Source organism: Streptomyces sp. NPDC051563 (assembly GCF_044454225.1).
Lineage (GTDB): Bacteria > Actinomycetota > Actinomycetes > Streptomycetales > Streptomycetaceae > Streptomyces.
Genome location: NZ_JBITDL010000028.1, coordinates 15,269 through 36,721, shown reverse-complemented (window position 1 = coordinate 36,721; position 21,453 = coordinate 15,269). Strand labels below are relative to the sequence as shown.

Below are 21,453 nucleotides of genomic sequence, written 5' to 3'. Positions count from 1 at the left end.
GTCTCAGCGGGCCAGCGCCGCGTCCACCGCCGCCTCCGCGTGCAGGTGGGCGGTGGGGAAGAGCGGTACGGGGCTGTCCGCCGGACCGATGAGGAGCTCGATCTCCGTGCACCCCAGGACGATTCCCTCGGCGCCCCCGGCGACGAGGTCCTCCACGACCCGGCGGTACGCGGCCCGTGATTCCTCACGGACCACGCCGAGGCAGAGCTGCTCGTAGATCACCCGGTGTACGAGCGCACGCCCCTCGGGGCCGGGGACGGTGACGTCGAGCCCGCCCGCGGCAAGGCGGCCCCGGTAGAAGTCCTGTTCCATCGTGAACGCGGTCCCCAGGAGCCCCACCCGGCGCAGCCCGGCAGCGCGGACGGCGGCGGCCGTGGTGTCCGCGAGGTGCAGGAGGGGGACGGAGACGGCGGACTCGACGCTGTGCGCGACCTTGTGCATGGTGTTGGTGCAGATCAGCAGGAGGTCCGCGCCCGCCGCTTCCAGCGACCGGGCGGCGTCGGCCAGTACTTCGCCGGCCTCGTCCCAGCGGCCCTGGACCTGCAGGCGCTCGATCTCCGCGAAGTCCACGGAGTAGAGCACGCAGCGGGCGGAGTGGAGTCCGCCGAGCCGTTCGCGGGTCCGCTCGTTGAGGATCCGGTAGTACTCCGCCGTCGACTCCCAGCTCATACCGCCGATCAAACCGATCGTCTTCATGCGCAGATCATAAGGGGAGTCCGATGATTGCTGTACATCCATAAGGTTAGCTTTGGGTCTTTGTGGGCCGGGCCTCCAGCGCGTCGAGGACCCGGTGCAAGGGTCGGCGCAGGGCCACGGCGACGGGCCGGGGATCCGCGTCGGCGTACGCGGCCAGACCCGCGCGGGCGGCGGCCACCGCGGCCCCGGGGTCGCCCCCCGACAGGGCCTCCTCGACGGCCCGCGCGGTGAGCGAGGCCAGGTCGGGGACGCGGAGCCGGGCCCGGTCGAGCTCGGGAGCGAGGCCGTCGCGGCAGGTGAACGCGTCCACCTCACCGGCCAGCGTCGCCACGTGCACCGCGAGCCCGTCGGCGGTGGCGACGCGCTCGGCCCGGAGCCGTACGGTGCCGCGCTGACGGCGGCGCAACGGGTTGAACCGCAGGGCGCGCTCCGCTTCGCGGGCGCGTGCGGCGCCCGCGTGCACCGCTTCGACGTGGGCGTGCACCCGGGCAAGGTTGTCGCGTGCGGCGGCCCGACCGCCGCCCAGCACCGCCGCGGTACCGGTGAGGCAACGGCTCAGCCGTGCGGCGCAGTCGTCGGCCACGGCCGTCAGGACGCGCTGGGGGTCGGGCGGCCACAGCAGCGGAGCGAGCAGGATGGTGACCGCCGCACCCGCCGCGGTCTCCCACACGCGGTCCAGGGCGTAGGCATCGGGGGAGGTGCTGGCAAAGACCAGGAGGGAGGACAGGGCGACCTGGATGTTGTTCGTGCCGCCGGCCCGCAAGACCATGCCGACGCCCAGGCCCAGGGCCACCACCAGGGTCAGGGTGAGGGTGGAGGGCTGCCACAGGTTGAGTACGCCGATCGCGATCAGCACGCCCGCCACGACCCCCAGGATCCGCTGGAGCGAGGTGCCCAGGGCCGTCATGGGATCGCCGCGCAGGGACACGAGGGGGACCATCGCCGCGAACACCGGCGGCTGGTCGGCACCCAGCCACAACGCGGCCTGCCAGGCCGCGGCCACGGTGACCACGATGCGCGCGGCGGCCGGCCCCTCGGTGCGCACGAGCTCCCGGGCCCGGTCTGCCCGCCCGGCCCGGTGCACCGGTGAGTCGGCGGGACCGGTCATCCGTCGAGCGGCCGCAGGCCGGTACGACGGGGCGCGGGATCCCTCCGCACGGGTGGGCACGAGGTCATGGGAGCCCCGATCGCGGGTCGATTGGGAAGGAGCCGGGGTGGCCGGGTGGACGGGTGAGCGGGTGACGGGGTGAACGGGGTGGCCGGGGTGGCCGGGTGAACGGGGTGGCCGGCAGGGACGGCGTCAGGAGCGGCGCGGTCCGCCGCCATCCTCGCGCGCACCGCTCAGCGCTGCCACCCGGAGCTCGCGCGGCTCTCCGGTGCGCCCGCCGCCGGCGGGACGGCCCGGTACCAGGGGGAGGAGGGCGGCCGGCTGCCGAGCGGCTCGGAGCCGGCCGGGGGAGCGGTCGTGACGTGCAGAGCGGCGTCCAGGCCGAGGACGGCGCCGACGGCCGTGCCGTCCTGTGAGGTCAGGGCCGCCGGCGCACCGGTGTAGTGCATCTGGGACTCGTACCAGGACGGTCCGCCGTCCGTGTCCGAAGCGCCGACCGTGCCCGCGCCCGCGCGGCCCGTGAGCAGGCTCCCCGCGACACCGACGGCGCCGTAGCCGCCCTCGCCGCCCCGCTCCGTGACCGGGGAGAACTCCGGCGCGGTACCGCCCGCGGTGGCCAGGCTCGTGGCGACGGTCCCCGTGCCGGGGTGGCGGAAGTACAGGGCGACGCCGTCGCCCTCGGCGCTCGCCGCGAGCGACCCGGTGGTCGCCGGCAGCCCGGTGGGGACGGGGGCGCCGAACGGGGCGTCCGGGGTCTGCTGGACCCAGGCCAGCACGCTCTGGGTCGTGACCGCGTACACGTGGCGCCGACCGGCCGCGTCCGTCGCGGTGACCGGGTCGCCCCGCAGGCCGGAGCCGCCCAGGGACTCCCAGGCGCCGAAGGTGCCGTCGGGCGCCGACTGGGTGCTGGCGCGCAGGGTGCGCCGGGAATCGCGGACGTAGACGGTCATCCGGCCGGTACGGTCCAGGGCCACCGCCGGTGCGCTGATCGCCGAGGTGCCGGCGATGTCCTCCGTGTCCGGGGTGCTCAGCGACAGCCACGGGCCGAAGGCGCCGTCCGGCGCTGCCTGGACGGAGTACACGAGCTCGCGTCCGTACTCCTGGGGCGTGCTGCCCAGGGTGGTCCGGGTGCCGAAGACCGCGACCCTGCCGTCGGGGAGCCGGACCGCCGTCGCTCCCGTGTCCATCCCGGTCCCGGCGAGGAACTGGGGGCCCTGCCAAGGGGCGTTGGGGCCGCTGCGCGACCAGTAGGCCATTCGTCCGTCCAACACGCCGAAGGCCCACAGCCGGCCGGACACGCCCTCGGTCATCCAGGAGGTGACATCGCCCCGGCCGTAGCGGATGGTCCGGCTCCAGCCGGAGCCGGCGGGCCGGGTCGCCGTCTTGCGGTCACCGCACCCGGCGGGGCTGCCGCACCAGTTCTCATGGTCGGACCAGGAGTAGGTCTTGAGGTAGCCGAGCTTCTCCTCGGCGGCCTGCGGGTCGAGCACCGGGGGCAGGGCGCTGTTGGGGTAGCTCACGTAGTTCTGGACCGAGAAGTGCGGCCGGTCCGTGGACTTCGCGTAGCGCTCGGCGGCGGCCTGCACGAAGCGGGCGCCGAACACGTGGTCCTGGTGGTCGAGGAAGACACCGCCGCCGGGCACCCGCCCGGGGGTCGGGTCCTGGGTCCGTATGGTGGTCGGCCGGTACAGGGCGAAGATCCCCGCGATGGCCTCCACGACCTGGTCCTTGTCGTACGAGAACCCGGGTTTGACCGGCGTCCCCGAGCTGAGCTGGGCCTCCAGGGCGGGGACCCGGCCGTCCCACAGTCCGCGCAGGCTGTCCGGACTGTCCCCCAGGATGGTGCGGGCTTCGCGCAGCTGCATCCACACCAGATTGACCTCGGGCCGCGCCACGAGGACGTCCACCTCGGCGCTCCCGCCGCCGAGGGTGGGTATGGAGCGGCGCTGCCAGGCGCTGGTGCGGTCGCCGGTGGCCATCTGTGCGTAGGCGGCGCGTATGCCGTTCTGCCGGGCCTCCGCGTAGGCGGCGTGGTCGGCCGGGACCGCGGGGTCCTGCAGGTGCGGGCTGTGGGCCTCGTTGCGGCCGTCGGACTCACCGGAGGTGAGGTAGACGGTGGTGACCTTGATGCCCGTCGATATGGAGCGGCTCAGGTCGGGGTTCATGAAGTAGAGGTCGTCGTCGGGGTGCGCGACGATCTGCAGAACCGTTCCCTCGGTCACGCTCGGGCGCAGCGCCGCCCCCGGGGCGGGCGACTCGGGCGTGGTCCCGTACCCGTAGGCCCAGGTCGTCACGCCGGCGGCGCCGACGGTGAGCGCGGCGAGCAGGCCCGCGATGCGGGTGCGGCTGGCCAGGGACATCTGCAACGCCTCGGGGATCGGTCGGTCGGGTGCGGGGCTGGGCTGCGGGGCGGTTCCGCGCCCCGTTGGCCCCACCGCTTTCCGGAGACGACCGGGCCCGATTATGCCTCGCACGTGTGTGCCTGACACACCGTCGGGTCGATTATCGGGTTGTATGGGATGCCTTGCCTCGATGGTGGGGATGAATGCTATTTGTCCGGATAAATGGAGCACCGGATCCCGCCCGCGTCTCACGCGCCAGGCCGGCCCGAGTCGCTGTCGCATTCCGGGCGCAATCGGTCGTACGCCCGGTCGATGCGCAGGTCGGCGGGGTGCGAGGTCCGCCCCTCACCCCTGACGGGGCATCGGCGACCGACGGCGAATCGCCCCGGCCGGCGGCGCGAGGGGACGCCGCCCGTGTGAGCGGATCCACATGACGCCCGCCGGGCCTGAGACGGGCGGGAAGCGCGCGCCCGTCACGCCGCCGGCCGCCCCGGATCGGTCGTACGGGGCGGCCGACGGCGAGCGACATGCGCCGCCCGGGGCAGGGGCCCGGCTGGGGCGTGTCGGCACCGACGGGCATCATTCGAGCCGTGGACATGAGACCGGAGCTTTTGCCCCCGCCCGTCAGCCGGCAGCGGCTGGAGGAGCTGAGTGCCGCGGTGGAGCGGATCGCTGAGCTGCTGGCCGCCCGGCCGCACATGGGCGGCGAGGCCATCGAGGCCCTCGCGGCCTTCAACGCGAGGACGGGTCACGACTACGCGGCTCTCGACTTCGCCGAGTACGGCGCAAGCAGAAGCCTGGAGGAGTTCGCGAGGGAGGCGGCCCGGCCGGCTCGCCCCGTGGTCGCGGACATCACCCGGGACGAACTCGTCGAGATCGTCCGCAGACTCTTGGCCGCCTCTGCGGAGAGCGACTTCTCTCTGCGGCTCCTGGAGGCGAACGTGGCACATCCCCGGGTGAGCGACCTGGTCTTCCAGCCCTCGGACAACCTTCAGGGCGCGTCTGCGGAGCAGATCGTCGACGAGGCTCTGGCGTACCGGCCGATCGCGCTCTGAGCCACGGCGCAAGCCCACGGGTGCTCTCCGCCGGTTGGCCGCCGTCGTACCGCACCGCCACGGCGGCGCCGGAACCAGGTGACCGGCGCTCCGGCCGGCAGGCCCCAGTCGAAGCTCACCCAGGGTGCGGACCAGCCCTGCTGGGCCTGTCGGGTCGTCGGCCGGTGTCCCGGCGAAGCCTCCGAACCGCGGGCCGGCGCGCTGCGCGACGGACCCGACCCCCGGGACCCGGTCCGAGGGGCCGAGGGGCCGGGTGGCCGGGTGGCCGGGTGGCCGTGCGTCCGGCTTCTCGCACGGCCGGCCGGGCAGCTTGACCTCAACTCTGGTCGAGGTCCTACCGTCGGCTCCGATGGCCGTCGGACGAGGGGGGAGCACCATGAGCCGTGTTGCCGGAGCCGCCGCGCGGCGGGCGGTCGTACTGGGACCGGGCGGTCCGGTGGGTACGGCCTGGATGGCGGGCCTGGCCGGAGGGCTGCGCCGCGCCGGGGTCGACCTCGGCGGAGCCGAGCTCGTCGTGGGCACGTCGGCCGGTGCGATCGTCGGCGCACTGCTGGCCACCGGCCGGGATCCCGGTCGGCTCGCCGCCCCGGGGGCCGCGACCGGTCCGGCCGCTCCCGCGGCACGGGCGGACGCGGCCCGGCTCGGTTCCGTGTTCGCCGTGCTGGGCGAAGCCTGCCTGGAGCCGGGGGAGGCCCGGCGGCGCGTGGGCCGGATCGCCCTGGACCACGCCGCCTCGGCGTCCGGTCCCGACGCCGAGCGGGCACTCCTCGCAGGCCGGGCCGCGCTGATCGGCGCCCATGACTGGCCGGAGCGCCGGCTGCTGATCACCGCAGTGGACGCGGCCACCGGTGAGCCCGTGGTGTGGGACCGCACGAGCGGCGTGCCGCTGGTGCAGGCCGTGGCCGCGAGCAGTGCCTTCCCCGGCGCCGAACCGGCCGTCGCCGTCGGAGGGTGCCGGTACATGGATGGCGCCCTGCGCGCGGGGGCCAATGCGGACCTCGCGGACGGGGCCCGCACGCTGGTCGTCGTCGCGCCCATGGCGCACTTGTTCCCCAGTGAGCCGCTCGCAGCGCAGCCCGAGCCGGCCGGGGCGCGGACCGTCGTGACCCTCGTACCCGACCCCGACGCGGTCCGCGCGTTCGGACCGGACCTGCAGGACCTGGCGTACTGGGAGCCGGCGTACCGGGCGGGCCTCGCCCAGGCGGGCGCCGCGGCCGAACGGCTCCGCCCGGTGTGGAACACGGCAACCGGCACCGCCTGACCACCGTCGCCGCCGCCGGCCCTGGCTCCGCACCGTCCCCACCTACCCGGTGGGCCGGCCCTCAGGTCACAAGGCCCTCAGGCCAGCCGCTCGTACGGCAGTCCGGTCGCCCGAGCAGCGCACGGGCCGAACCCGCAGGCCGGGGCGGTACGTTCCGCATCCCGTCGGGTCCGCCGTCTATCCCGTCCGGGCCACGGATGGGAGCCTGAACGTGCCGCTCAGCCGAGCGCGGGCGCGCCCACCCTCCCCCCGGAACGGGCCGACACGGCCCGCGCGCCCCTGCAGTCGACCCGCCAGCAAGGGAGTTCACCGCATGCAGACCCGATTGGCCGACGATGCGCGCAAGCGAGTGGTGTGGGGGACAGCCCTCGTCCTGACCGCCGTCACCGCGCTGCTCGGCGCGGGGCCCGGGGCCGCGAAGGCCACCGCCCTGCCCGCCCCGCCCGTACCCGCCTTGTCCTGGGGTCCCTGTTCCGACGACCAGGGCGACGGCTTCGAGTGCGCGACCGCCCAGGTGCCGCTCGACTACCGGCGGCCCACCGGAGCCACGATCCCGCTGGCCGTCACCCGGCACCTCGCGGCCGACCCGGCCCACCGCACCGGTGTCCTGGTGCTGCACCCGGGCGGACCCGGCAACTCGGGCGTGAACTTCGCCCGCGACAGCTACGAGGCGCTCCCCGCCGCCCTCCGCGACGGCTTCGACGTCGTCGGGTACGACATGCGGGGCGTGGCGCGCAGCGGCCAGGTGGAGTGCTGGAACGACACGGAGTACGCGGCCGCCGTCGACGCCGCGCGCGGAGTCCCCGGACCGGGCGCCCTGCAGACCGCGATCCGGCAGGGCGGGGAGTTCGCCGCCGCCTGCCGGGAACGCTCGGGCGGCCTCGTGCCGTTCATCGGCACCGCGTCGAACGCCAAGGACCTCGACCTGCTGCGCCAGGCCCTCGGCGAGGAGACGCTCACCTTCTACGGCCGCTCCTTCGGCAGCTACGTAGGCACCGTGTACGCCGCACAGTTCCCGCGGCGCGTGCGCGCCATGGTCCTGGACGGGGCCTACGACCCGCGCCGCTACGCCGACGTGCCCTACGCCTACGACGCCGCGCAGTTCACCGCCCTGGACGGAGCGGTCGGCCGGTTCCTCGACTGGTGCGCACAGAACGCCACCACCTGCGGATTCGGTGGGGGCGAACCCCGTCGGGCCTTCGAGAAGCTCAAGCGGGACCTCGACGCCGATCCGGTCATCACGGCGAGCGGGCGCCCGGCCACCGGCTACACCCTTGCCTACCGGCTGATGTTCAACATCAACTCGGGCAAGGAGATCTGGCCCTACCTGGGCGAGGCCCTTGCCCTGGCCCAGGCCCACAAGACCTCCTTCCTCCTCTCACCCCCCTCGCCCGCGTCCTTCGACTTCCTCAACGTCAACATGGCCGTCGAGTGCGCCGACCGCGTCTACCCGGCCGGCCGCCTCCTCCTGGGCGCCGTGGTCGGTGCGGAGTCCGCCTCGGCGCCCCTGCTCGGGCCGCCCATCGGCCTGGGACCGCCCACCTACGACCACAACCACGCGCCCACCTGCGCGCAGTGGCAGGCGGAACGCCCCAGTCGCTACGAGGGCTCCTACCGGGCGGCCGGCTCCGCCCCGATCCTGGTCCTCGGGACGACCGGGGACCCGGACACCCCGTACCGGGACGCCGTGACCCTGGCCGCGACGCTGGACGCCGGCCGGCTCCTGACCTTCGACGCCGAGGGGCACACCGGCTACAACCGGAGCGAGTGCGTCAGCGCGCTCGTCAACGCCTACCTGTCCACCCTGGCCCTGCCCGCCCGGGGCACCGTCTGCGCGGACGAGACACCCCCGGAACCCCTGGCCCGCCGCACCACCGCCCCCACCCCCGTCGACGAGACGAAGGACGTGATCCCGACCCTGCACTGACACCGGCCGCCCCGGTCAGGCTCCCGCGGTGGGGGAGGCGGTGCGGGACAGGCGGGCGAGGTAGGAGGGCAGGCCTGTCGCGTCCTCGGCGGCCCAGCCCACGTAGCCGTCGGGGCGGATCAGGAAGACGCCCTTGCCGTACGGCTCGTACGGTCCGATCCGGTGGACACGGACGAACTCCGTTTCCACCGGAGGCAGTTCGGCGTCCGTGCCGACGGCGAGCAGGGTGAAGTGGGGGCCCCGGAACAGGTCGAAGAGCCTGCGGCCGTCCGGGAGCGGTCCGTCGGGTGCCCGGTCCCCGGCTTCCAGGGCGCCCGCGGCTCCCTCGGAGAGGGGGCCTCCCCGGTAGCCCAGGCCGAGCTGGCGGGTGGCGCCGCCGCGCTCCGCCTGGCCGCGGTGGATCCGCGTGGACAGCCCCAGTACGTCCGCGGCGACGGGCCGGCGCTCCTGCTCGTAGGTGTCCAGGAGCGCGGGGTCCGCGCCGTGGCGCAGTACCTGTCCGAGCTTCCAGCCGAGGTTGTAGGCGTCCTGCACGCTGGTGTTCAGGCCCTGGCCCCCGGCGGGGGAGTGCACGTGGGCCGCGTCCCCCGCGAGCAGCACCCGGCCGGCGCGGAAGCGGTCGGCGAGGGCGGCGCGCGGCCTGAAGTCGGAGGCCCACCGGACCTCGGCGACGTCCTGCGCGCTCAGGTGGGTCAGCGCGGCCACCGCGGCGGGGATGTCGAGATCGTCGGTCCGCGCGACGAACTGGTGCTCGTCGGTTCCCGGCAGCGGGCACAGCGCGGCGTAACCGCCGTCCGGGCCCGGGAAGAGGTGCCAGTGGTCGCGGTCCAGCGCCCCGGGGCGCAGCCGGACGTCGGCGACGACCATCGGGGCGGGGTCCACGGTCTCACCGGTCATGCCGATGTCCAGGGCCTTTCGGACGGTGGAGCGGCCGCCGTCGGCGGCGACCAGGTAGGCGGCGCGCAGCGTACTGCCGTCCGAGAGGTGTGCGCTGACCCCGGCGGCGTCCTGCTCGAAGCCGGTCAGGGCCGTGCCGAAGCGGACCCGGCCGCCGAGCCCGGTGAGGCGCTCGAACAGGATCTCCTGGGTGCGCCACTGGGGCAGCAGCCGGGCGCGCGGATGCGGCTCGGTGTCCGTGGGTCCGCCGACGTCGCCGTCGCCGAGCATGTCGTGCTCGCCCACGGCCCGGCCGTCCTGCCAGATCTGCCCGATGGGTGCGTGCGCACTGGCCTCGCGCACCGAGCCCCCCACGCCGAGGTCGTCGAAGACCTCGAGGGTCCTGGGCTGAAGGCCCTTGCCCCGTGAGCCGGGGAAGAGGGTGTCGGCCCGCTCGACGACCAGGGCGCGGACGCCGCGGCGGGTGAGGTCCAGGGCCAGGGCCAGCCCGGTGGGGCCGGCGCCGACGACGAGGACGTCGGGAGCCCGGTTCTCCGTGGCCCCGTTTTCCTTAACGCTGTTAAGTTCGGTCATGGGTACGAGAATGTGCTTAACGCTGTTAAGTTGTCAAGGTGGTGAGAGAAGAACGAGAAGCGAAACCCGAACGGGCCCGGCTCGACCGCGCGACGGTGGCCTCCACCGCCCTGCGGCTGCTCGGAGACGTGGGCCTGGAGGGGCTGACCCTGCGGGCCATCGCCAAGGAGCTCGACGTCAAGGCACCTGCCCTCTACTGGCATTTCAAGGACAAGCAGGCCCTGCTCGACGAGATGGCCACCGAGATGTTCCGCCGGATGACCGCGGACCTGGACGCGGCCCGCCCGCCCGACGACTGGTCCCAGGCCCTGGAGGCCGCCATGCGGGGCCTGCGGGGACACCTGCTCCGCTACCGGGACGGCGCCAAGGTCTACAGCGGTACGCACTTCACCGACATGAGCTACGCCGCTCCGATGGAGGCCCATCTGCGGACGCTCGTCGCGGGCGGCTTCACGGCCGCGGGGGCGGCCCGGGCCTGGTTCACCGCGTACAGCTACACCATCGGCTACGTCATCGAGGAGCAGTCGATGGGCCCGCTGCCCGGCTCGGACGGCGAGGGCTACGACCTGGAGGCCCGCGCCGAACGGCTCGCGGACTACCCGCTGGCGGCCGAGGCGGGCCCGGAGATGTTCCGCGATCAGGACGCGGGCTTCGAAGCGGGGCTCGCCGCGGTGCTCGCGGGCATCGCCACGACCCTGCTCCCGCCGGCGGCGCGGGCCGCCCCGCAGGGCCGGTAGGACCCCGCGAACCCGTCAGGGGGTCGGGGCCGCGACCGCCGCGCCCCGCACCTCGCGCCGGGGCGCGGCCGCCGGCGCGGTCACCATGACGGCGGCGACTCCGGCGCCCAGGAGCATGATGCCGGCCGCCCACCAGAGGGCGACCCCGAAGCCGTGCACCACGCCCTGTGCCTCGACCAGCCGCTGGGCCGCGGCCGCGGAGGCGGAGGCGCCGTCGGCGGCCGCGGCCGGCCCCGCGAGGTGCGAGGCGACGTAGGCCGTCGCGGCCGTGCTCGCGATGGTGTTGAGGAGCGCCGTCCCGATCGCCCCGCCCACCTGCTGCGCCGTGTTGACCGTGGCCGAGGTGATCCCGGAGTCCCTGCGGGCCACGCCCTGGGTGGCCGTCGACATCACGGGCATGAAGACCAGGCCCATGCCGAACCCGAGGACCAGCATGGCGGGGAGCACGTCCGTCGCGTAGGAGGAGTCGACCGTCAGCCGCGTGAGCAGGACCAGCGCCAGGGTGGCCAGGAGCAGTCCGGGAACGATCAGCCGGCGCGGGGCGAGCCGGTCGAGGAAGCGGGCCGAGACCTGCGTCGCACCGGTGATGATCGCCAGGGTCATGGGGAGGAAGGCCAGCCCGGTCCTCACGGGGGAGTAGCCGAGGACCAGCTGGAAGTAGTACGTCATGAACAGGAACAGCGCGAACAGGCCGATGGTGGCCAGCGCCATGGTGAGGAGGCAGCCGGCCCGCGTCCGGTCCCTGATGATGTGCGGGGGCAGCATGGGATCGCTCGCCCGCGTCTGCCACCAGGCGAAGACGGCCAGCAGGACGGCCCCTCCGGCCAGGAGGCCGATGACCATGCCGTCGGACCAGCCCCGCGGTTCGGCCTCGCTCAGCCCGTACACGAGGGCCACGAGTCCGCCGCACCCGAGGACCGCTCCCGGAACGTCGAGCTTCGCCCCCGTACGCCCCGTGCCGCGCAGGACGGCGAAGGCGCCGAGGATCGCGATCGCGGCGATGGCCACGTTGACGTAGAGGCACCAGCGCCAGTTCAGGTACTCGGTGAGCAGGCCTCCGGCGATCAGGCCCACGGCTCCGCCGCCGCTCGCGATCGCCGCGAACACGCCGAAGGCCTTGGCGCGTTCCCTGGGGGTGTCGAAGGTGGTGGCCAGCAGCGACAGGGCGCACGGTGCGAGGAGCGCCGCGAAGACGCCTTGCAGCGCCCGGGCCGCGAAGAGCATCCCCGGACCGCCCGCCGCGCCGCCCAGGGCGGAGGCGACGGCGAAACCGCCGAGCCCGATGACGAAGGCCCGCCTGCGGCCGATGAGGTCCGCGATGCGCCCGCCCAGCAGGAGCAGCCCGCCGAAGGCCAGCGAGTAGGCGGTGATCACCCATTGCCGGTTGCCGTCCGACATCCCCAGATCGCGCTGGGCGGAGGGGAGCGCGATGTTCACGATGGTGGCGTCGAGGACGACCATCAGCTGGGCCAGTCCGATGACCGCCAGCGCCCACCAGCGCCGGGGGTCGGGCGGGCCGGACGGTGCGCCGCCGTCGGCGGGCCGGGGTGCGGCGTCGGGCATCGGGCTGCCGGGTGAGGTTCCGCTGGCGGACGTCATGCAGTCAGCCAAACACGGATCGTGAGGTTCAGCCCGCCTGGAGATCCGGCGGTGGGACCCGGCGGCTCCAGCCGGAACGGCCGGACGGGTGAGCGGGCCGGCGGAGCCGGTGGGGGCGGTGGAGGTGGAGGCGGTGGAGCCGCTGGGACCGGTGGAGCCCGACGGGCGGGCCCGCCCGGCCCGGCAGGCCCGTCCGCGCACCGGGTTGCGCAACCGGCGCGGCACGCGGGACGTCCGGTAGGGCGGCCGACGCCCGCTGTTGCCGGACATGGAGCCGCCGCAGGACCGTGTACAGGGCGGCGGTGACCACGCTGGCGGCGCACCAGGCGCCGAGGACGACGAGGATCGTGCTGAGGACGGCCACGGGGACTCCTCGGGTGTGAACGGCACCGCCTGGGCGAGCCGGGCAAGTGGTTGCTCGCCGTGACGGTCCACTACCCGGAGGAGGCGGACTTCACGCCCGCCGTCACCCCACCTCCACGGCCGCCGCGCAACCGTGACCGCCCCCTCCAAGCCACCGCCGTGCCCGCCCGCGCCACGCAACCGCCGTGCCCGCCGCCGTCACCGCCGCCGGGCGCCCGCTGCCGCTACGGCGCGATCGGCAGCTGCCGCTTGTGCTCGGTCAGCCGGTAGCGGCGCACGATCGTGTCGAAGGCCTGCTCCCCGACCGGCTTGCCCTCCAGGAAATCGTCGATCTCGTCGTACGTCACGCCCAGCGCGTCCTCGTCGGCCTTGCCCGGGTCCAGGGTCTCCAGGTCCGCCGTCGGCGTCTTCCAGACCAGCTCGGCCGGTGCGCCCAGGGCGTCGGCGCAGGCGCGTACCCGGCGCTTGGTCAGCCCGGTCAGCGGCACCACGTCCGCCGCGCCGTCGCCGAACTTCGTGAAGAACCCGGAGACCGCCTCGGCGGCGTGATCGGTGCCGACGACCAGGCCGTCGTGCGCGCCGGCCACCGCGTACTGGGCGACCATGCGCTGGCGTGCCTTGATGTTGCCCTGGACGAAGTCCTGGTGGCGGGCGTCCCGGAATACGGTCCCGCCCGCCAGGGAGGCGGCCAGCGCCGCGTCGCTCGCGGGCTTCACGTCCACGGTCAGCACCCGGTCGGCGTTGATGAAACCGAGCGCCAGCTGCGCGTCCCGCTCGTCGGCCTGGACCCCGTAGGGCAGACGCATGGCGTAGAACGTCGCCTCGTGCCCGGCCGCCCGGACCCGCTCCACGGCGAGCTGGCAGAGCCGGCCGGCCGTGGTGGAGTCCACCCCGCCGCTGATCCCGAGCACCAGGGAGCGCAGGCCGGTGGAGGTGAGCCGCTCGGCGAGGAACGCCACCCGGCGCTCGATCTCCTGCCCGGCGTCGAAGCTTTCGGCCACCAGGAGCTCCCGGGCGATCTCCTGCTGCAGGGCGGTGGACGCCGGCTGGCTCACGGTTGCTCCTCATGATGGTGGGTCGGTCCGCGGTACGACGGGGTGCGATGCGGTGCGCTGTCCCGCCGACCCTAACCGAGCGCACGGGTGAGCCGCGTCTCACCCTCGCGGCGGCGCTTGTCTATGCAACGAGTTGCATACAAGGATCGGGGCATGGCACTTGAGCACGCGATCCTCGTCTCCCTGCTGGAGCAGCCGGGGTCCGGATACGAACTGGCCCGCCGGTTCGACCGGTCCATCGGCTACTTCTGGACCGCGACCCACCAGCAGATCTACCGCGTGCTGAGCCGGATGGAGGGCGACGGGCGGCTCGACGTCCGCGAAGTGCCGCAGCGGACCCGCCCGGACAAGAAGGAGTACTCCGTCACCGAGGCCGGCCGCGCCGCCCTCTCGGCCTGGCTCCACGAGCCGATCCAGCCCGACACCGTCCGCCACGAGCTCGCCGTGAAGATCCGCGGCGCGGCCTTCGACGATCCGGCCGCCCTGATCCGCGAGGTCGAGCGGCACCACCGGACCCACGCCGACCGGCTCACGCACTACCTGGCGGGAGAGCTCCGCGACTTCACCGGACCGCAGGCCCCGGCCGCGGACCCCGCCGACGCCGGACGGGAGCTCCAGCACGTCGTGCTCCGCGGCGGCATCGCCTACGAGCGCATGCAGCTCGCCTGGCTGGAGGACGTACTGGCCACCCTCCACCGCCTGGCATCCCCCTGACCCGGCCCCGCCGAGCCCCCTCCCGCTCCCTCCCCTCCTTCGTCACCCCGCATCCTCCGCATCCTCCGACCGGAAGGCGAACGCCCATGAGCGACCAGCTGCTGTTCAACCCGCGCACCTACGACCCCGCGCACTTCGACCCCGAGACCCGCCGCCTGCTGCGCGCGACCGTCGACTGGTTCGAGGAGCGCGGCAAGCGCCGGCTGATCGAGGACTACCGCACCCGCGCCTGGCTCGGCGACTTCCTCGCCTTCTCCGCGAAGGAGGGCCTCTTCGCGACCTTCCTGACCCCGGAGCCGGCCGTCGGCCAGGACGGTCCTGACAAGCGCTGGGACACCGCGCGCATCGCGGCCCTCAACGAGATCCTCGGCTTCTACGGCCTCGACTACTGGTACGCGTGGCAGGTCACCATCCTCGGCCTCGGCCCCGTCTGGCAGAGCGACAACGCCGCCGCCCGCGACCGCGCCGCGCAACTCCTCGACGCCGGCGAGGTGTTCGCCTTCGGCCTGTCCGAGAAGACCCACGGCGCCGACATCTACCACACGGACATGCTGCTGGAGCCCGACGGCTCCGGAGGCTTCCGGGCCACCGGCTCGAAGTACTACATCGGCAACGGCAACGCCGCCGGACTCGTCTCCGTCTTCGGCCGCCGCACCGACGTCGAGGGCCCCGACGGCTACGTCTTCTTCGCCGCGGACAGCCGCCACCCCGCGTACGAGGTGGTGAAGAACGTGGTCGACTCCTCGAAGTACGTCAGCGAGTTCCGCCTCACGGACTACCCGGTCGGCGCCGAGGACGTCCTGCACACCGGCCGCGCCGCCTTCGACGCCGCCCTCAACACCGTCAACGTCGGCAAGTTCAACCTCTGCACCGCCTCGATCGGCATCTGCGAGCACGCGATGTACGAGGCCGTCACCCACGCGCAGGGCCGCATCCTCTACGGGCGTCCCGTCACCGCCTTCCCGCACGTGCGCCGCGAGCTGACCGACGCGTACGTCCGCCTCGTCGGGATGAAGCTGTTCAGCGACCGCGCCGTCGACTACTTCCGCTCCGCGGGCCCCGACGACCGCCGCTACCTCCTCTTCAACCCGATGACCAAGATGAAGGTGACCACGGAGGGCGAGAAGGTCATCGACCTGATGTGGGACGTCATCGCGGCCAAGGGCTTCGAGAAGGATACCTACTTCGCCCAGGCGGCCGTCGAGATCCGCGGCCTGCCCAAGCTGGAGGGCACCGTCCACGTCAACCTGGCGCTCATCCTCAAGTTCATGCGCAACCACCTGCTGGAACCGGCCGAGTACGCCCCCGTCCCCACCCGCCTCGACGCGGCCGACGATGCCTTCCTCTTCCGTCAGGGCCCGGCCCGCGGGCTGGGATCCGTACGGTTCCACGACTGGCGCCCCGCTTACGAGGCGTACGCCGCCCTGCCCAACGTCGCCCGGTTCCGCGCCCAGGCCGACGCCCTCTGCGCGTTCGTGGAGACCGCCGCCCCCGACGAGGAGCAGAGCCGGGACCTCGACCTCCTCCTGGCGGTCGGCCAGCTCTTCGCCCTGGTCGTGCACGGCCAGCTCGTCCTGGAGCAGGCCCGCCTGACCGGACTGGACGAGGACGTGCTCGACGAGCTGTTCGCCGTCCTCGTACGGGACTTCTCCGCGCACGCCGTCGAACTGCACGGCAAGGACTCCGCCACCGCCGACCAGCAGGCCTGGGCGCTGGGCGCGGTCCGCCGCCCGGCCGTGGACGCCGACCGCTCGGCGCGGGTGTGGGCGCGGGTGGAGGCCCTGGCGGGGGCGTATGAGATGAAGCCCTGACATCAGGTCACCAGGTTGGTCGGCGCCCTGCGGAACGATCAGCTGCGGGACGCCCACGGCGGCGGCGGTGAGCATGGTGCCGGAGCCGCCGTGGTGCACGATCGCGTCCGCGGTGTCCAGCAACTGGGCCGGCGGCACCCAGGGCAGCGCCCGGACATTGCGGGGAAGCGTACCGAGCGCGCTCAGATCGGTGTCGCCGACGGCCAGCAGGAAATCGGCGTCGACGGCAGCGGCCTCGGAGACGACCCGGGCCACCGGGGCGACGCCCGCGAACGCGGTCACCACGGTCCCGAGGGTGATGGCTACCCGCGGCCGGGACCCGCGGGCCAGGAGATCGCGCGGTACGGAGCCGGCGCCGTTGTGCGGCACGTACCGGACGCGCCAGCCGGTGCCGCCCCCGCCCAGGCAGGGCGGGACGACGTCGAGGACGGTGTGGGTGGCGGGGCCGTCGACCCGGCGCTCCGCGTACTCGTCCGCGAGCAGGCCGCCGAGCCGGGCGACCATGCCGGAGCCGGGCATCACGCCGAAGTTGTGGACCACGGCCGGTATGCCGAGGGCCGCGGAGACCAGGGGCGCGGCGGCCTGGAAGGCGGCGTGGACGATGACGTCGGGCCGCCAGGGGCCGGCGAGGGCGAGGAGGTCGTCGATGGTGACCCGGCCGTGTTCGGCGAAGCCGGCCGAGGCGAGCCGCTCGGTCTCCTCGGCATTCTTGGCGTCCGTGATGAACTCCAGGTCCGGGGCCCCGAACCACTGCTCGGTCAGGGTTCCTTGAGGGTTCTGGCACAAGGTCGAACGAACCCGCTCCTGAGTCGGTTTCCATGGAGATGGTCGAATGTCAGCCGATTCCCGAGTCCATCCGGCTTGCCGGAGGCGGGCGTTGAGCATTCGTTCAGTCCGCTGTCATCGCCGCGCGTTATGGTGGACCGGCGGGGTACGCCGAGGGGGATCCGGCCGGCCGGGCGGATCGCGGCGTACCGCGGGAGCGAGTGGGGGAGACCCATGACCACGGCGGCATTCAGGAACAAGGCACGGCTGCGGTACTCGATCGCCTTCGTCGGGTACGCGGACCTCGAAGGGGAGATCGAGGGCATCTCGCACCAGGACCTGCGCGGGGACAACTACTACCAGGACCTGCCCGAGCCCGCGGACTGGACCGGCGCCCTGCGCGGCATCCAGCACCGCAAGGACGCGGAGCGGCAGGTCGTCAACCTCCTCGCCGACGCGGTCTACCGCCACATCGGCTGCCGGAACACGGCGGAGTACCGGACCCGGATCGCCGCCGTCCGCAAGGGCACCGTCGACCTGTACTCCGACATGGGCCCGTGCCACTCCTGCCGGTCCGTGATCAAGGACTTCCGCCGTGACTTCCCGGCCCTCGCCCTCACGGTCCGCTACCGCAACGCCCTGTTCGGCGGCGGCACGGCGCAGCTCCTCCAGGCGGGCGACGGGCTGTACGGGGCCTACGGCATCGGCGACGCCGAGCAGGGGGACGGAGGCCAGTGGGTCAAGGTCTACCCCGGCAGCCCGCTGGCCGCGGTCACCGCCACCTTCGACGCCAAGGTCGCGGGCCCCGACGGCTACCGGTTCCAGGGCACGGTCACGGCCGTCGACCAGCAGCCCCGCGCCCCCTTCCTGTACCCGGCGCCCAGTGGCACCGCGGCCCTCCTCGACGAGGTGGCCGCCGTCCTGGACCAGGTCGCGGACCGCATCCGCGACACGATGGCGCCCGGACAGCAGATGCGCCCCCAGTCCTTCCGCCAGTGGATCCGCGGCATCGACCAGGGCACCGTGCGGCTCCTCGGGGAGCGCGGGCCCAGCCAGGCCGGCCGGGCCGCGCTGGCGGCCTTCGTGACCGACTTCCCCAAGGTACGGATCGAGGTGACCTACGCGGCTGCGGCCGCGCAGGCCGACGGGTGCGGCTACGCCGACGCCACCGCGCGACCGGGCGGCACCTGGCTGAAGGTCTTCCCGGCCGCCCGCTGAGCCCGGCCGCCCGCCGGGCCCGGCGCCCGCTGAGCCCGGCGACGCGCGGCCCGGCCGTCAGGCCTCGGGCGGGCCCTGCACGAGGAGGCGGGCCGCGACGTGATCGGCGCGGTCCAGCTCCTCCGACGCGTCGATGTAGCCGTAGGCGTCGTCGCCCACGGGGATCCGCAGCGGCGTGGGGCCCTCGGACGCCACGATGTCCAGGACCCGTTCGGCGAAGTACTCGGGGCGCCCGGTCTCGGGGCTCTCCGCGAGACCGCGGGCCCCTTCGAGCATCTCGCGGTTGGTGGCGTCGTACGCGGGCACCCGGTGGGCGGCCTCGGCCATCGAGGTGCCGTAACGCGTCGCGAACATGCCCGGTTCGATGACGGTGACCCGGATGTTGTGCGGAGCCGCCTCCATGGCGAGCGTCCGGCTCATGCCTTCGAGGGCGTGCTTCCCCGCGGTGTAGGCGGCCAGGCCGGGGAAGGCCAGACGGCCGACCACCGAGGAGACGTTGAGGATGTGGCCGTGCCCCTGGGCCCGCATCAGCGGGAGGACGAGCCGCGCGAGCCGCCAGGGGCCGACGACCAGCGTCTCCAGCTGGTCGCGCAGTTCGGCGTCCGAGACCTCCTCGACGGCGCCGAACAGCCCTACCGCGGCGTTGTTCACGAGGATGTCGATGCCGCCCAGGCGTTCCACGGCGGTGCGGACGGCCTGCTCGCAGGAGGCCTCGTCCCGCAGTTCGAGCGGGACCGGGACGATGCGGCCGGGCCAGGCGGCGGCCAGATCCTCCAGGTCGGCGGTCTTGCGGGCGGTGACGGCCAGTTCGTCCCCGGCCCGGGCCGCCGCGGTGGCCAGTGCGTGCCCGAGCCCCGAAGAGCATCCCGTGACCAGCCAGCGTCGTCCCATGGTTCCCCCGTGATGGCCGAGTTGCCCCTGATGGTGGCGGCAGTTCATGTTCGGGGCGCCTCCGGTCCGGGGTCATCCCCGCTGCGGGGGCGCGCGGAGGCGCGCAGGCGCACGTCGGGGCGCGCACGCGCCCCGCCGCCGGGGCCGGACGCTCAGGCCGCCGGACCACCGCTCGCCCGGGCGGCGCGGCGTAGCCGGGACCGGGCCGGATCCTGCGCGGAGTGCGCGACGGTGCCGGTGTGTTCCAGCGGGTTCGGGCGCACGAAGAGGGTGACGGTGACCTTCTCGGTGAACCCGTTGCGCCGCATCATCGCGGCGGAGGCCGCGTTGCCGCTCTCCACATCGGTGATGATCCGGGACGCCCCCGCGGCGAAGAGCGCGGCGCAGCAGTGCTCGACCAGGGAGCTCGCGACGCCCCGGCCCCGTGCGCGCTCCTCCAGCGCGATCCACTCCAGGTAGCCCCAGTCCTCCCGCTCGTCGTAGGACAGCGACCCGAGGACGAATCCGAGCAGCCCCTCCTCGTCGCGGGCGATCCAGCAGGCGTCCGGCTGGGCGTCCCAGTGCGCGGCCACCGACGACAGGGACCAGGAGGTGTAGGGCATCGCCTTCACGTCGAAGGACCGGTAGCCGAGATCGAGAACGGCATCGAGGTGGGTCAGACGCAGGGGGAGGATCTCGACTTCACTCATGGAGTCGATGATGACATAGCCGGATATGTCATCCCGTCACCTTGCGGAGAGGGGCTCGGAGTCCGCCTCCGGCTCGCGGCCGGGCGCCGGATCCAGGCCCGGGTTCGGATTCGGGTTGGGGTTCGGCTCCGGGATCGCGTCCTGGCTCTTCGGGCCGCGGGCGAGTACGTAGAGGAACAGGACGCCCATGACGGCCACCCCCGCCCACATGGCCTGCTGCCATCCCTCGACGAAGGACTGCCGGGCGGCGTCGACGAGTTCATGGGCCCGGGGGCCCGCACCCTCCGCGGCCCCGACGGCGTTGGCGACGCCCTCCCGCGCGGCGTCCGCCGCACCCCGGGGGAATCCGTGGAGCCGCTCGTCCACGGCGTCCCGGTAACCGGCCGACAGCAGCGCCCCGAGCAGGGCCACGCCGAGCGCGGTGCCGAACTCGCGGGTGACGTCGTTGAGAGCGGAGGCGACGCCCTGGTGCTCCCGCGGCAGCGAGCCGGTGATGGCCTCGGTGGAGGGCGTCATCGCCAGACCCATGCCGACGCCCATGGCGAGCATGCCCGGGAGGACGGACGGGTAGCCGCCGCCGACGGAGACGATGCCCGCCATGAGGGCGAGGCCGGCTCCGGCCAGCAGGATGCCGGTCGCCATGGTCGCGCGGGCACCGGCGCGCACGGCCAGCCGGGGAGCCAGACCGGAGGCGAGCATCATGGCCACGGCCATGGGCATCAGGGCGAGCGTGGACCGGATGCCCGACCAGCCGAGGACGGCCTGGAAGAAGGGGAAGAGCACCACGAAGATCCCCGCCTGCACGCCGAAGACCGTGAGGAGGGTGAGCGAGCCGCCGGCCAGTCCCCGCTCGCGGAACAGCCGTACGTCGAGCAGCGCGGCCTCGCGGAGCCGCAGCTCCCAGGACACGAAGGCGACGGCGGCGAGCAGTCCGACGGCGAGGCCCGTCAGGGTGGCGGGACCGGACCAGCCGCGCTCCGGCCCCTCCTGGAGGGCGAAGATCAGGCCGACCGCGGCGACGACGGAGGTCAGCGCCCCGACGGTGTCGAAGGAGTGCTTCGGCACCTCGCGGGAATCGGGGATCGCGCGCAGCGACATCACGAGGGCCACGAGGACCAGGGCGACGGGCAGGACGAAGAGGTAGCGCCAGTTCGACACGTCGACGAGCGCCGCGGAGAGGAACATGCCGAGGATGCCGCCGCCTCCGGCGACTCCGGTCCACACGCCGATGGCCCGGCCGCGCTGGTCCTCCGGGAAGGTGGAAGTGATCACGGCGAGGGTGATGGGCATGATCATCGCGGCGCCCACTCCGCTGAGCAGGCGGGCGGCGAGCATGACCTCCACCGAGGGGGCGAGACCCGCGAGCGCGCTCGCGATGCCGAAGACGGCCAGGCCCGCGATCAGCGCGGGCTTGCGGCCCAGCCGGTCCCCGAGCGCACCGAGCGGGAGCAGGAGCGCGGCCAGGGTGAGGGTGTAGAGGTTGATCATCCACAGGACGGTGCTCTGCGAGGCGCCGAACTCGACGGCGAGGTCGGGCTGGGCGACGTTCAGTCCGGAGACCGAGGCGATCACGGCCATCAAGGCGATGCACACGGTGATCAGAACGGTGCGCAGCCGGCGCGGATCCGGGCCGTCGTCTCCGCGGGCGGGGTCTGGCGCTTCGGGGACCGCGGCCCCTGCGGGCTGGTTCGTACTCATGGCTTCCTCTCGGAAAAGGGCATGCGGAAGGCAGCGCCGGACCGGGTCCGGCGC

The 21,453-nt window shown here is 73.9% G+C and carries 17 protein-coding genes and 1 pseudogene; 7 read left to right on the top strand and 11 right to left on the bottom strand.

Translation table 11 applies throughout. The features are described 5' to 3' along the window. Positions 1-3: 3 nt before the first annotated feature. The 3 genes from ACIA8F_RS29045 to ACIA8F_RS29035 all read right to left on the bottom strand — a co-directional run bounded on the left by ACIA8F_RS29045 (position 4) and on the right by ACIA8F_RS29035 (position 4,164). On the bottom strand, positions 4-696 hold the full coding sequence (locus ACIA8F_RS29045) for an aspartate/glutamate racemase family protein (protein WP_399383144.1): 693 nt from the start codon (positions 694-696) through the stop codon (positions 4-6). Between the two features lie 46 nt (positions 697-742). Then, positions 743-1,804, bottom strand: a complete 1,062-nt coding sequence (locus ACIA8F_RS29040; RefSeq protein WP_399383142.1) for an aromatic acid exporter family protein — start codon at positions 1,802-1,804, stop codon at positions 743-745. A 233-nt stretch (positions 1,805-2,037) separates the two neighbouring features. Continuing rightward, positions 2,038-4,164, bottom strand: a complete 2,127-nt coding sequence (locus ACIA8F_RS29035) for a PIG-L family deacetylase (RefSeq protein ID WP_399383140.1) — start codon at positions 4,162-4,164, stop codon at positions 2,038-2,040. 578 nt (positions 4,165-4,742) lie between these two features. Between ACIA8F_RS29035 and ACIA8F_RS29030 the strand changes: the two genes are divergently transcribed. The 3 genes from ACIA8F_RS29030 to ACIA8F_RS29020 all read left to right on the top strand — a co-directional run bounded on the left by ACIA8F_RS29030 (position 4,743) and on the right by ACIA8F_RS29020 (position 8,389). Further along, positions 4,743-5,201 carry a hypothetical protein gene (locus ACIA8F_RS29030; protein ID WP_399383265.1) on the top strand — a complete coding sequence of 153 codons (459 nt, stop codon included), beginning with the start codon at positions 4,743-4,745 and terminating at the stop codon, positions 5,199-5,201. A 376-nt stretch (positions 5,202-5,577) separates the two neighbouring features. Beyond that, complete coding sequence (locus tag ACIA8F_RS29025; RefSeq protein ID WP_399383138.1) at positions 5,578-6,462, top strand: patatin-like phospholipase family protein; 885 nt, start codon at positions 5,578-5,580, stop codon at positions 6,460-6,462. 313 nt (positions 6,463-6,775) lie between these two features. Further along, positions 6,776-8,389, top strand: a complete 1,614-nt coding sequence (locus ACIA8F_RS29020; protein WP_399383136.1) for an alpha/beta fold hydrolase — start codon at positions 6,776-6,778, stop codon at positions 8,387-8,389. Positions 8,390-8,404: 15 nt separating this feature from the next. Here the strand turns inward: ACIA8F_RS29020 and ACIA8F_RS29015 are convergent, their stop codons facing one another. Then, on the bottom strand, positions 8,405-9,859 hold the full coding sequence (locus tag ACIA8F_RS29015) for an FAD-dependent monooxygenase (protein WP_399383134.1): 1,455 nt from the start codon (positions 9,857-9,859) through the stop codon (positions 8,405-8,407). Between the two features lie 41 nt (positions 9,860-9,900). Here ACIA8F_RS29015 and ACIA8F_RS29010 point away from each other — a divergent pair, with 41 nt between their 5' ends. After that, entirely contained in the window at positions 9,901-10,596 is a 696-nt protein-coding gene (locus ACIA8F_RS29010) for a TetR/AcrR family transcriptional regulator C-terminal domain-containing protein (protein WP_399383132.1), read from the top strand. A 15-nt stretch (positions 10,597-10,611) separates the two neighbouring features. Here the strand turns inward: ACIA8F_RS29010 and ACIA8F_RS29005 are convergent, their stop codons facing one another. The 3 genes from ACIA8F_RS29005 to nadE all read right to left on the bottom strand — a co-directional run bounded on the left by ACIA8F_RS29005 (position 10,612) and on the right by nadE (position 13,613). Further along, positions 10,612-12,195: an MFS transporter gene (locus tag ACIA8F_RS29005; protein WP_399383130.1), complete on the bottom strand. Its 1,584-nt coding sequence runs from the start codon at positions 12,193-12,195 to the stop codon at positions 10,612-10,614. 28 nt (positions 12,196-12,223) lie between these two features. Further along, the gene (locus ACIA8F_RS29000; RefSeq protein WP_399383128.1) at positions 12,224-12,559 is read right to left on the bottom strand and encodes a hypothetical protein; all 336 of its coding nucleotides are present in this window, start codon (positions 12,557-12,559) and stop codon (positions 12,224-12,226) included. 223 nt (positions 12,560-12,782) lie between these two features. Then, complete coding sequence (gene nadE, locus ACIA8F_RS28995) at positions 12,783-13,613, bottom strand: ammonia-dependent NAD(+) synthetase (protein WP_399383126.1); 831 nt, start codon at positions 13,611-13,613, stop codon at positions 12,783-12,785. Positions 13,614-13,766: 153 nt separating this feature from the next. On the opposite strand from nadE, the gene ACIA8F_RS28990 reads away from it, so the two are divergent. Then, positions 13,767-14,327: a PadR family transcriptional regulator gene (locus ACIA8F_RS28990; RefSeq protein WP_399383124.1), complete on the top strand. Its 561-nt coding sequence runs from the start codon at positions 13,767-13,769 to the stop codon at positions 14,325-14,327. 86 nt (positions 14,328-14,413) lie between these two features. Next, positions 14,414-16,138: an acyl-CoA dehydrogenase family protein gene (locus ACIA8F_RS28985; protein WP_399383122.1), complete on the top strand. Its 1,725-nt coding sequence runs from the start codon at positions 14,414-14,416 to the stop codon at positions 16,136-16,138. A gap of 27 nt (positions 16,139-16,165) precedes the next feature. Here ACIA8F_RS28985 and ACIA8F_RS28980 read toward each other — a convergent pair. Further along, positions 16,166-17,023, bottom strand: a pseudogene (locus ACIA8F_RS28980) (glycosyltransferase); the annotation flags it as partial. A gap of 114 nt (positions 17,024-17,137) precedes the next feature. On the opposite strand from ACIA8F_RS28980, the gene ACIA8F_RS28975 reads away from it, so the two are divergent. Further along, the gene (locus ACIA8F_RS28975) at positions 17,138-18,121 is read left to right on the top strand and encodes a deaminase domain-containing protein (RefSeq protein ID WP_399383120.1); all 984 of its coding nucleotides are present in this window, start codon (positions 17,138-17,140) and stop codon (positions 18,119-18,121) included. A 57-nt stretch (positions 18,122-18,178) separates the two neighbouring features. Here ACIA8F_RS28975 and ACIA8F_RS28970 read toward each other — a convergent pair whose 3' ends face one another. The 3 genes from ACIA8F_RS28970 to ACIA8F_RS28960 form a co-directional block, all read right to left on the bottom strand. Continuing rightward, positions 18,179-19,012: an SDR family oxidoreductase gene (locus tag ACIA8F_RS28970; RefSeq protein WP_399383119.1), complete on the bottom strand. Its 834-nt coding sequence runs from the start codon at positions 19,010-19,012 to the stop codon at positions 18,179-18,181. A gap of 152 nt (positions 19,013-19,164) precedes the next feature. Then, positions 19,165-19,701, bottom strand: coding sequence for a GNAT family N-acetyltransferase (locus tag ACIA8F_RS28965; RefSeq protein WP_399383117.1), 537 nt, complete (start codon positions 19,699-19,701; stop codon positions 19,165-19,167). A gap of 36 nt (positions 19,702-19,737) precedes the next feature. Then, positions 19,738-21,399, bottom strand: a complete 1,662-nt coding sequence (locus ACIA8F_RS28960) for an MFS transporter (RefSeq protein WP_399383116.1) — start codon at positions 21,397-21,399, stop codon at positions 19,738-19,740. Positions 21,400-21,453 lie beyond the last annotated feature (54 nt).

What these genes read in the sequence shown, in the direction of transcription:
- ACIA8F_RS29045 (WP_399383144.1), bottom strand. Translation starts at nt 696, where the DNA reads ATGAAGACGATCGGTTTGATCGGCGGTATGAGCTGGGAGTCGACGGCG.
- ACIA8F_RS29040 (WP_399383142.1), bottom strand. Translation starts at nt 1,804, where the DNA reads ATGACCGGTCCCGCCGACTCACCGGTGCACCGGGCCGGGCGGGCAGAC.
- ACIA8F_RS29035 (WP_399383140.1), bottom strand. Translation starts at nt 4,164, where the DNA reads ATGTCCCTGGCCAGCCGCACCCGCATCGCGGGCCTGCTCGCCGCGCTC.
- ACIA8F_RS29030 (WP_399383265.1), top strand. Translation starts at nt 4,743, where the DNA reads ATGAGACCGGAGCTTTTGCCCCCGCCCGTCAGCCGGCAGCGGCTGGAG.
- ACIA8F_RS29025 (WP_399383138.1), top strand. Translation starts at nt 5,578, where the DNA reads ATGAGCCGTGTTGCCGGAGCCGCCGCGCGGCGGGCGGTCGTACTGGGA.
- ACIA8F_RS29020 (WP_399383136.1), top strand. Translation starts at nt 6,776, where the DNA reads ATGCAGACCCGATTGGCCGACGATGCGCGCAAGCGAGTGGTGTGGGGG.
- ACIA8F_RS29015 (WP_399383134.1), bottom strand. Translation starts at nt 9,859, where the DNA reads ATGACCGAACTTAACAGCGTTAAGGAAAACGGGGCCACGGAGAACCGG.
- ACIA8F_RS29005 (WP_399383130.1), bottom strand. Translation starts at nt 12,195, where the DNA reads ATGACGTCCGCCAGCGGAACCTCACCCGGCAGCCCGATGCCCGACGCC.
- ACIA8F_RS28990 (WP_399383124.1), top strand. Translation starts at nt 13,767, where the DNA reads ATGGCACTTGAGCACGCGATCCTCGTCTCCCTGCTGGAGCAGCCGGGG.
- ACIA8F_RS28985 (WP_399383122.1), top strand. Translation starts at nt 14,414, where the DNA reads ATGAGCGACCAGCTGCTGTTCAACCCGCGCACCTACGACCCCGCGCAC.
- ACIA8F_RS28975 (WP_399383120.1), top strand. Translation starts at nt 17,138, where the DNA reads ATGACCACGGCGGCATTCAGGAACAAGGCACGGCTGCGGTACTCGATC.
- ACIA8F_RS28970 (WP_399383119.1), bottom strand. Translation starts at nt 19,012, where the DNA reads ATGGGACGACGCTGGCTGGTCACGGGATGCTCTTCGGGGCTCGGGCAC.
- ACIA8F_RS28965 (WP_399383117.1), bottom strand. Translation starts at nt 19,701, where the DNA reads ATGAGTGAAGTCGAGATCCTCCCCCTGCGTCTGACCCACCTCGATGCC.
- ACIA8F_RS28960 (WP_399383116.1), bottom strand. Translation starts at nt 21,399, where the DNA reads ATGAGTACGAACCAGCCCGCAGGGGCCGCGGTCCCCGAAGCGCCAGAC.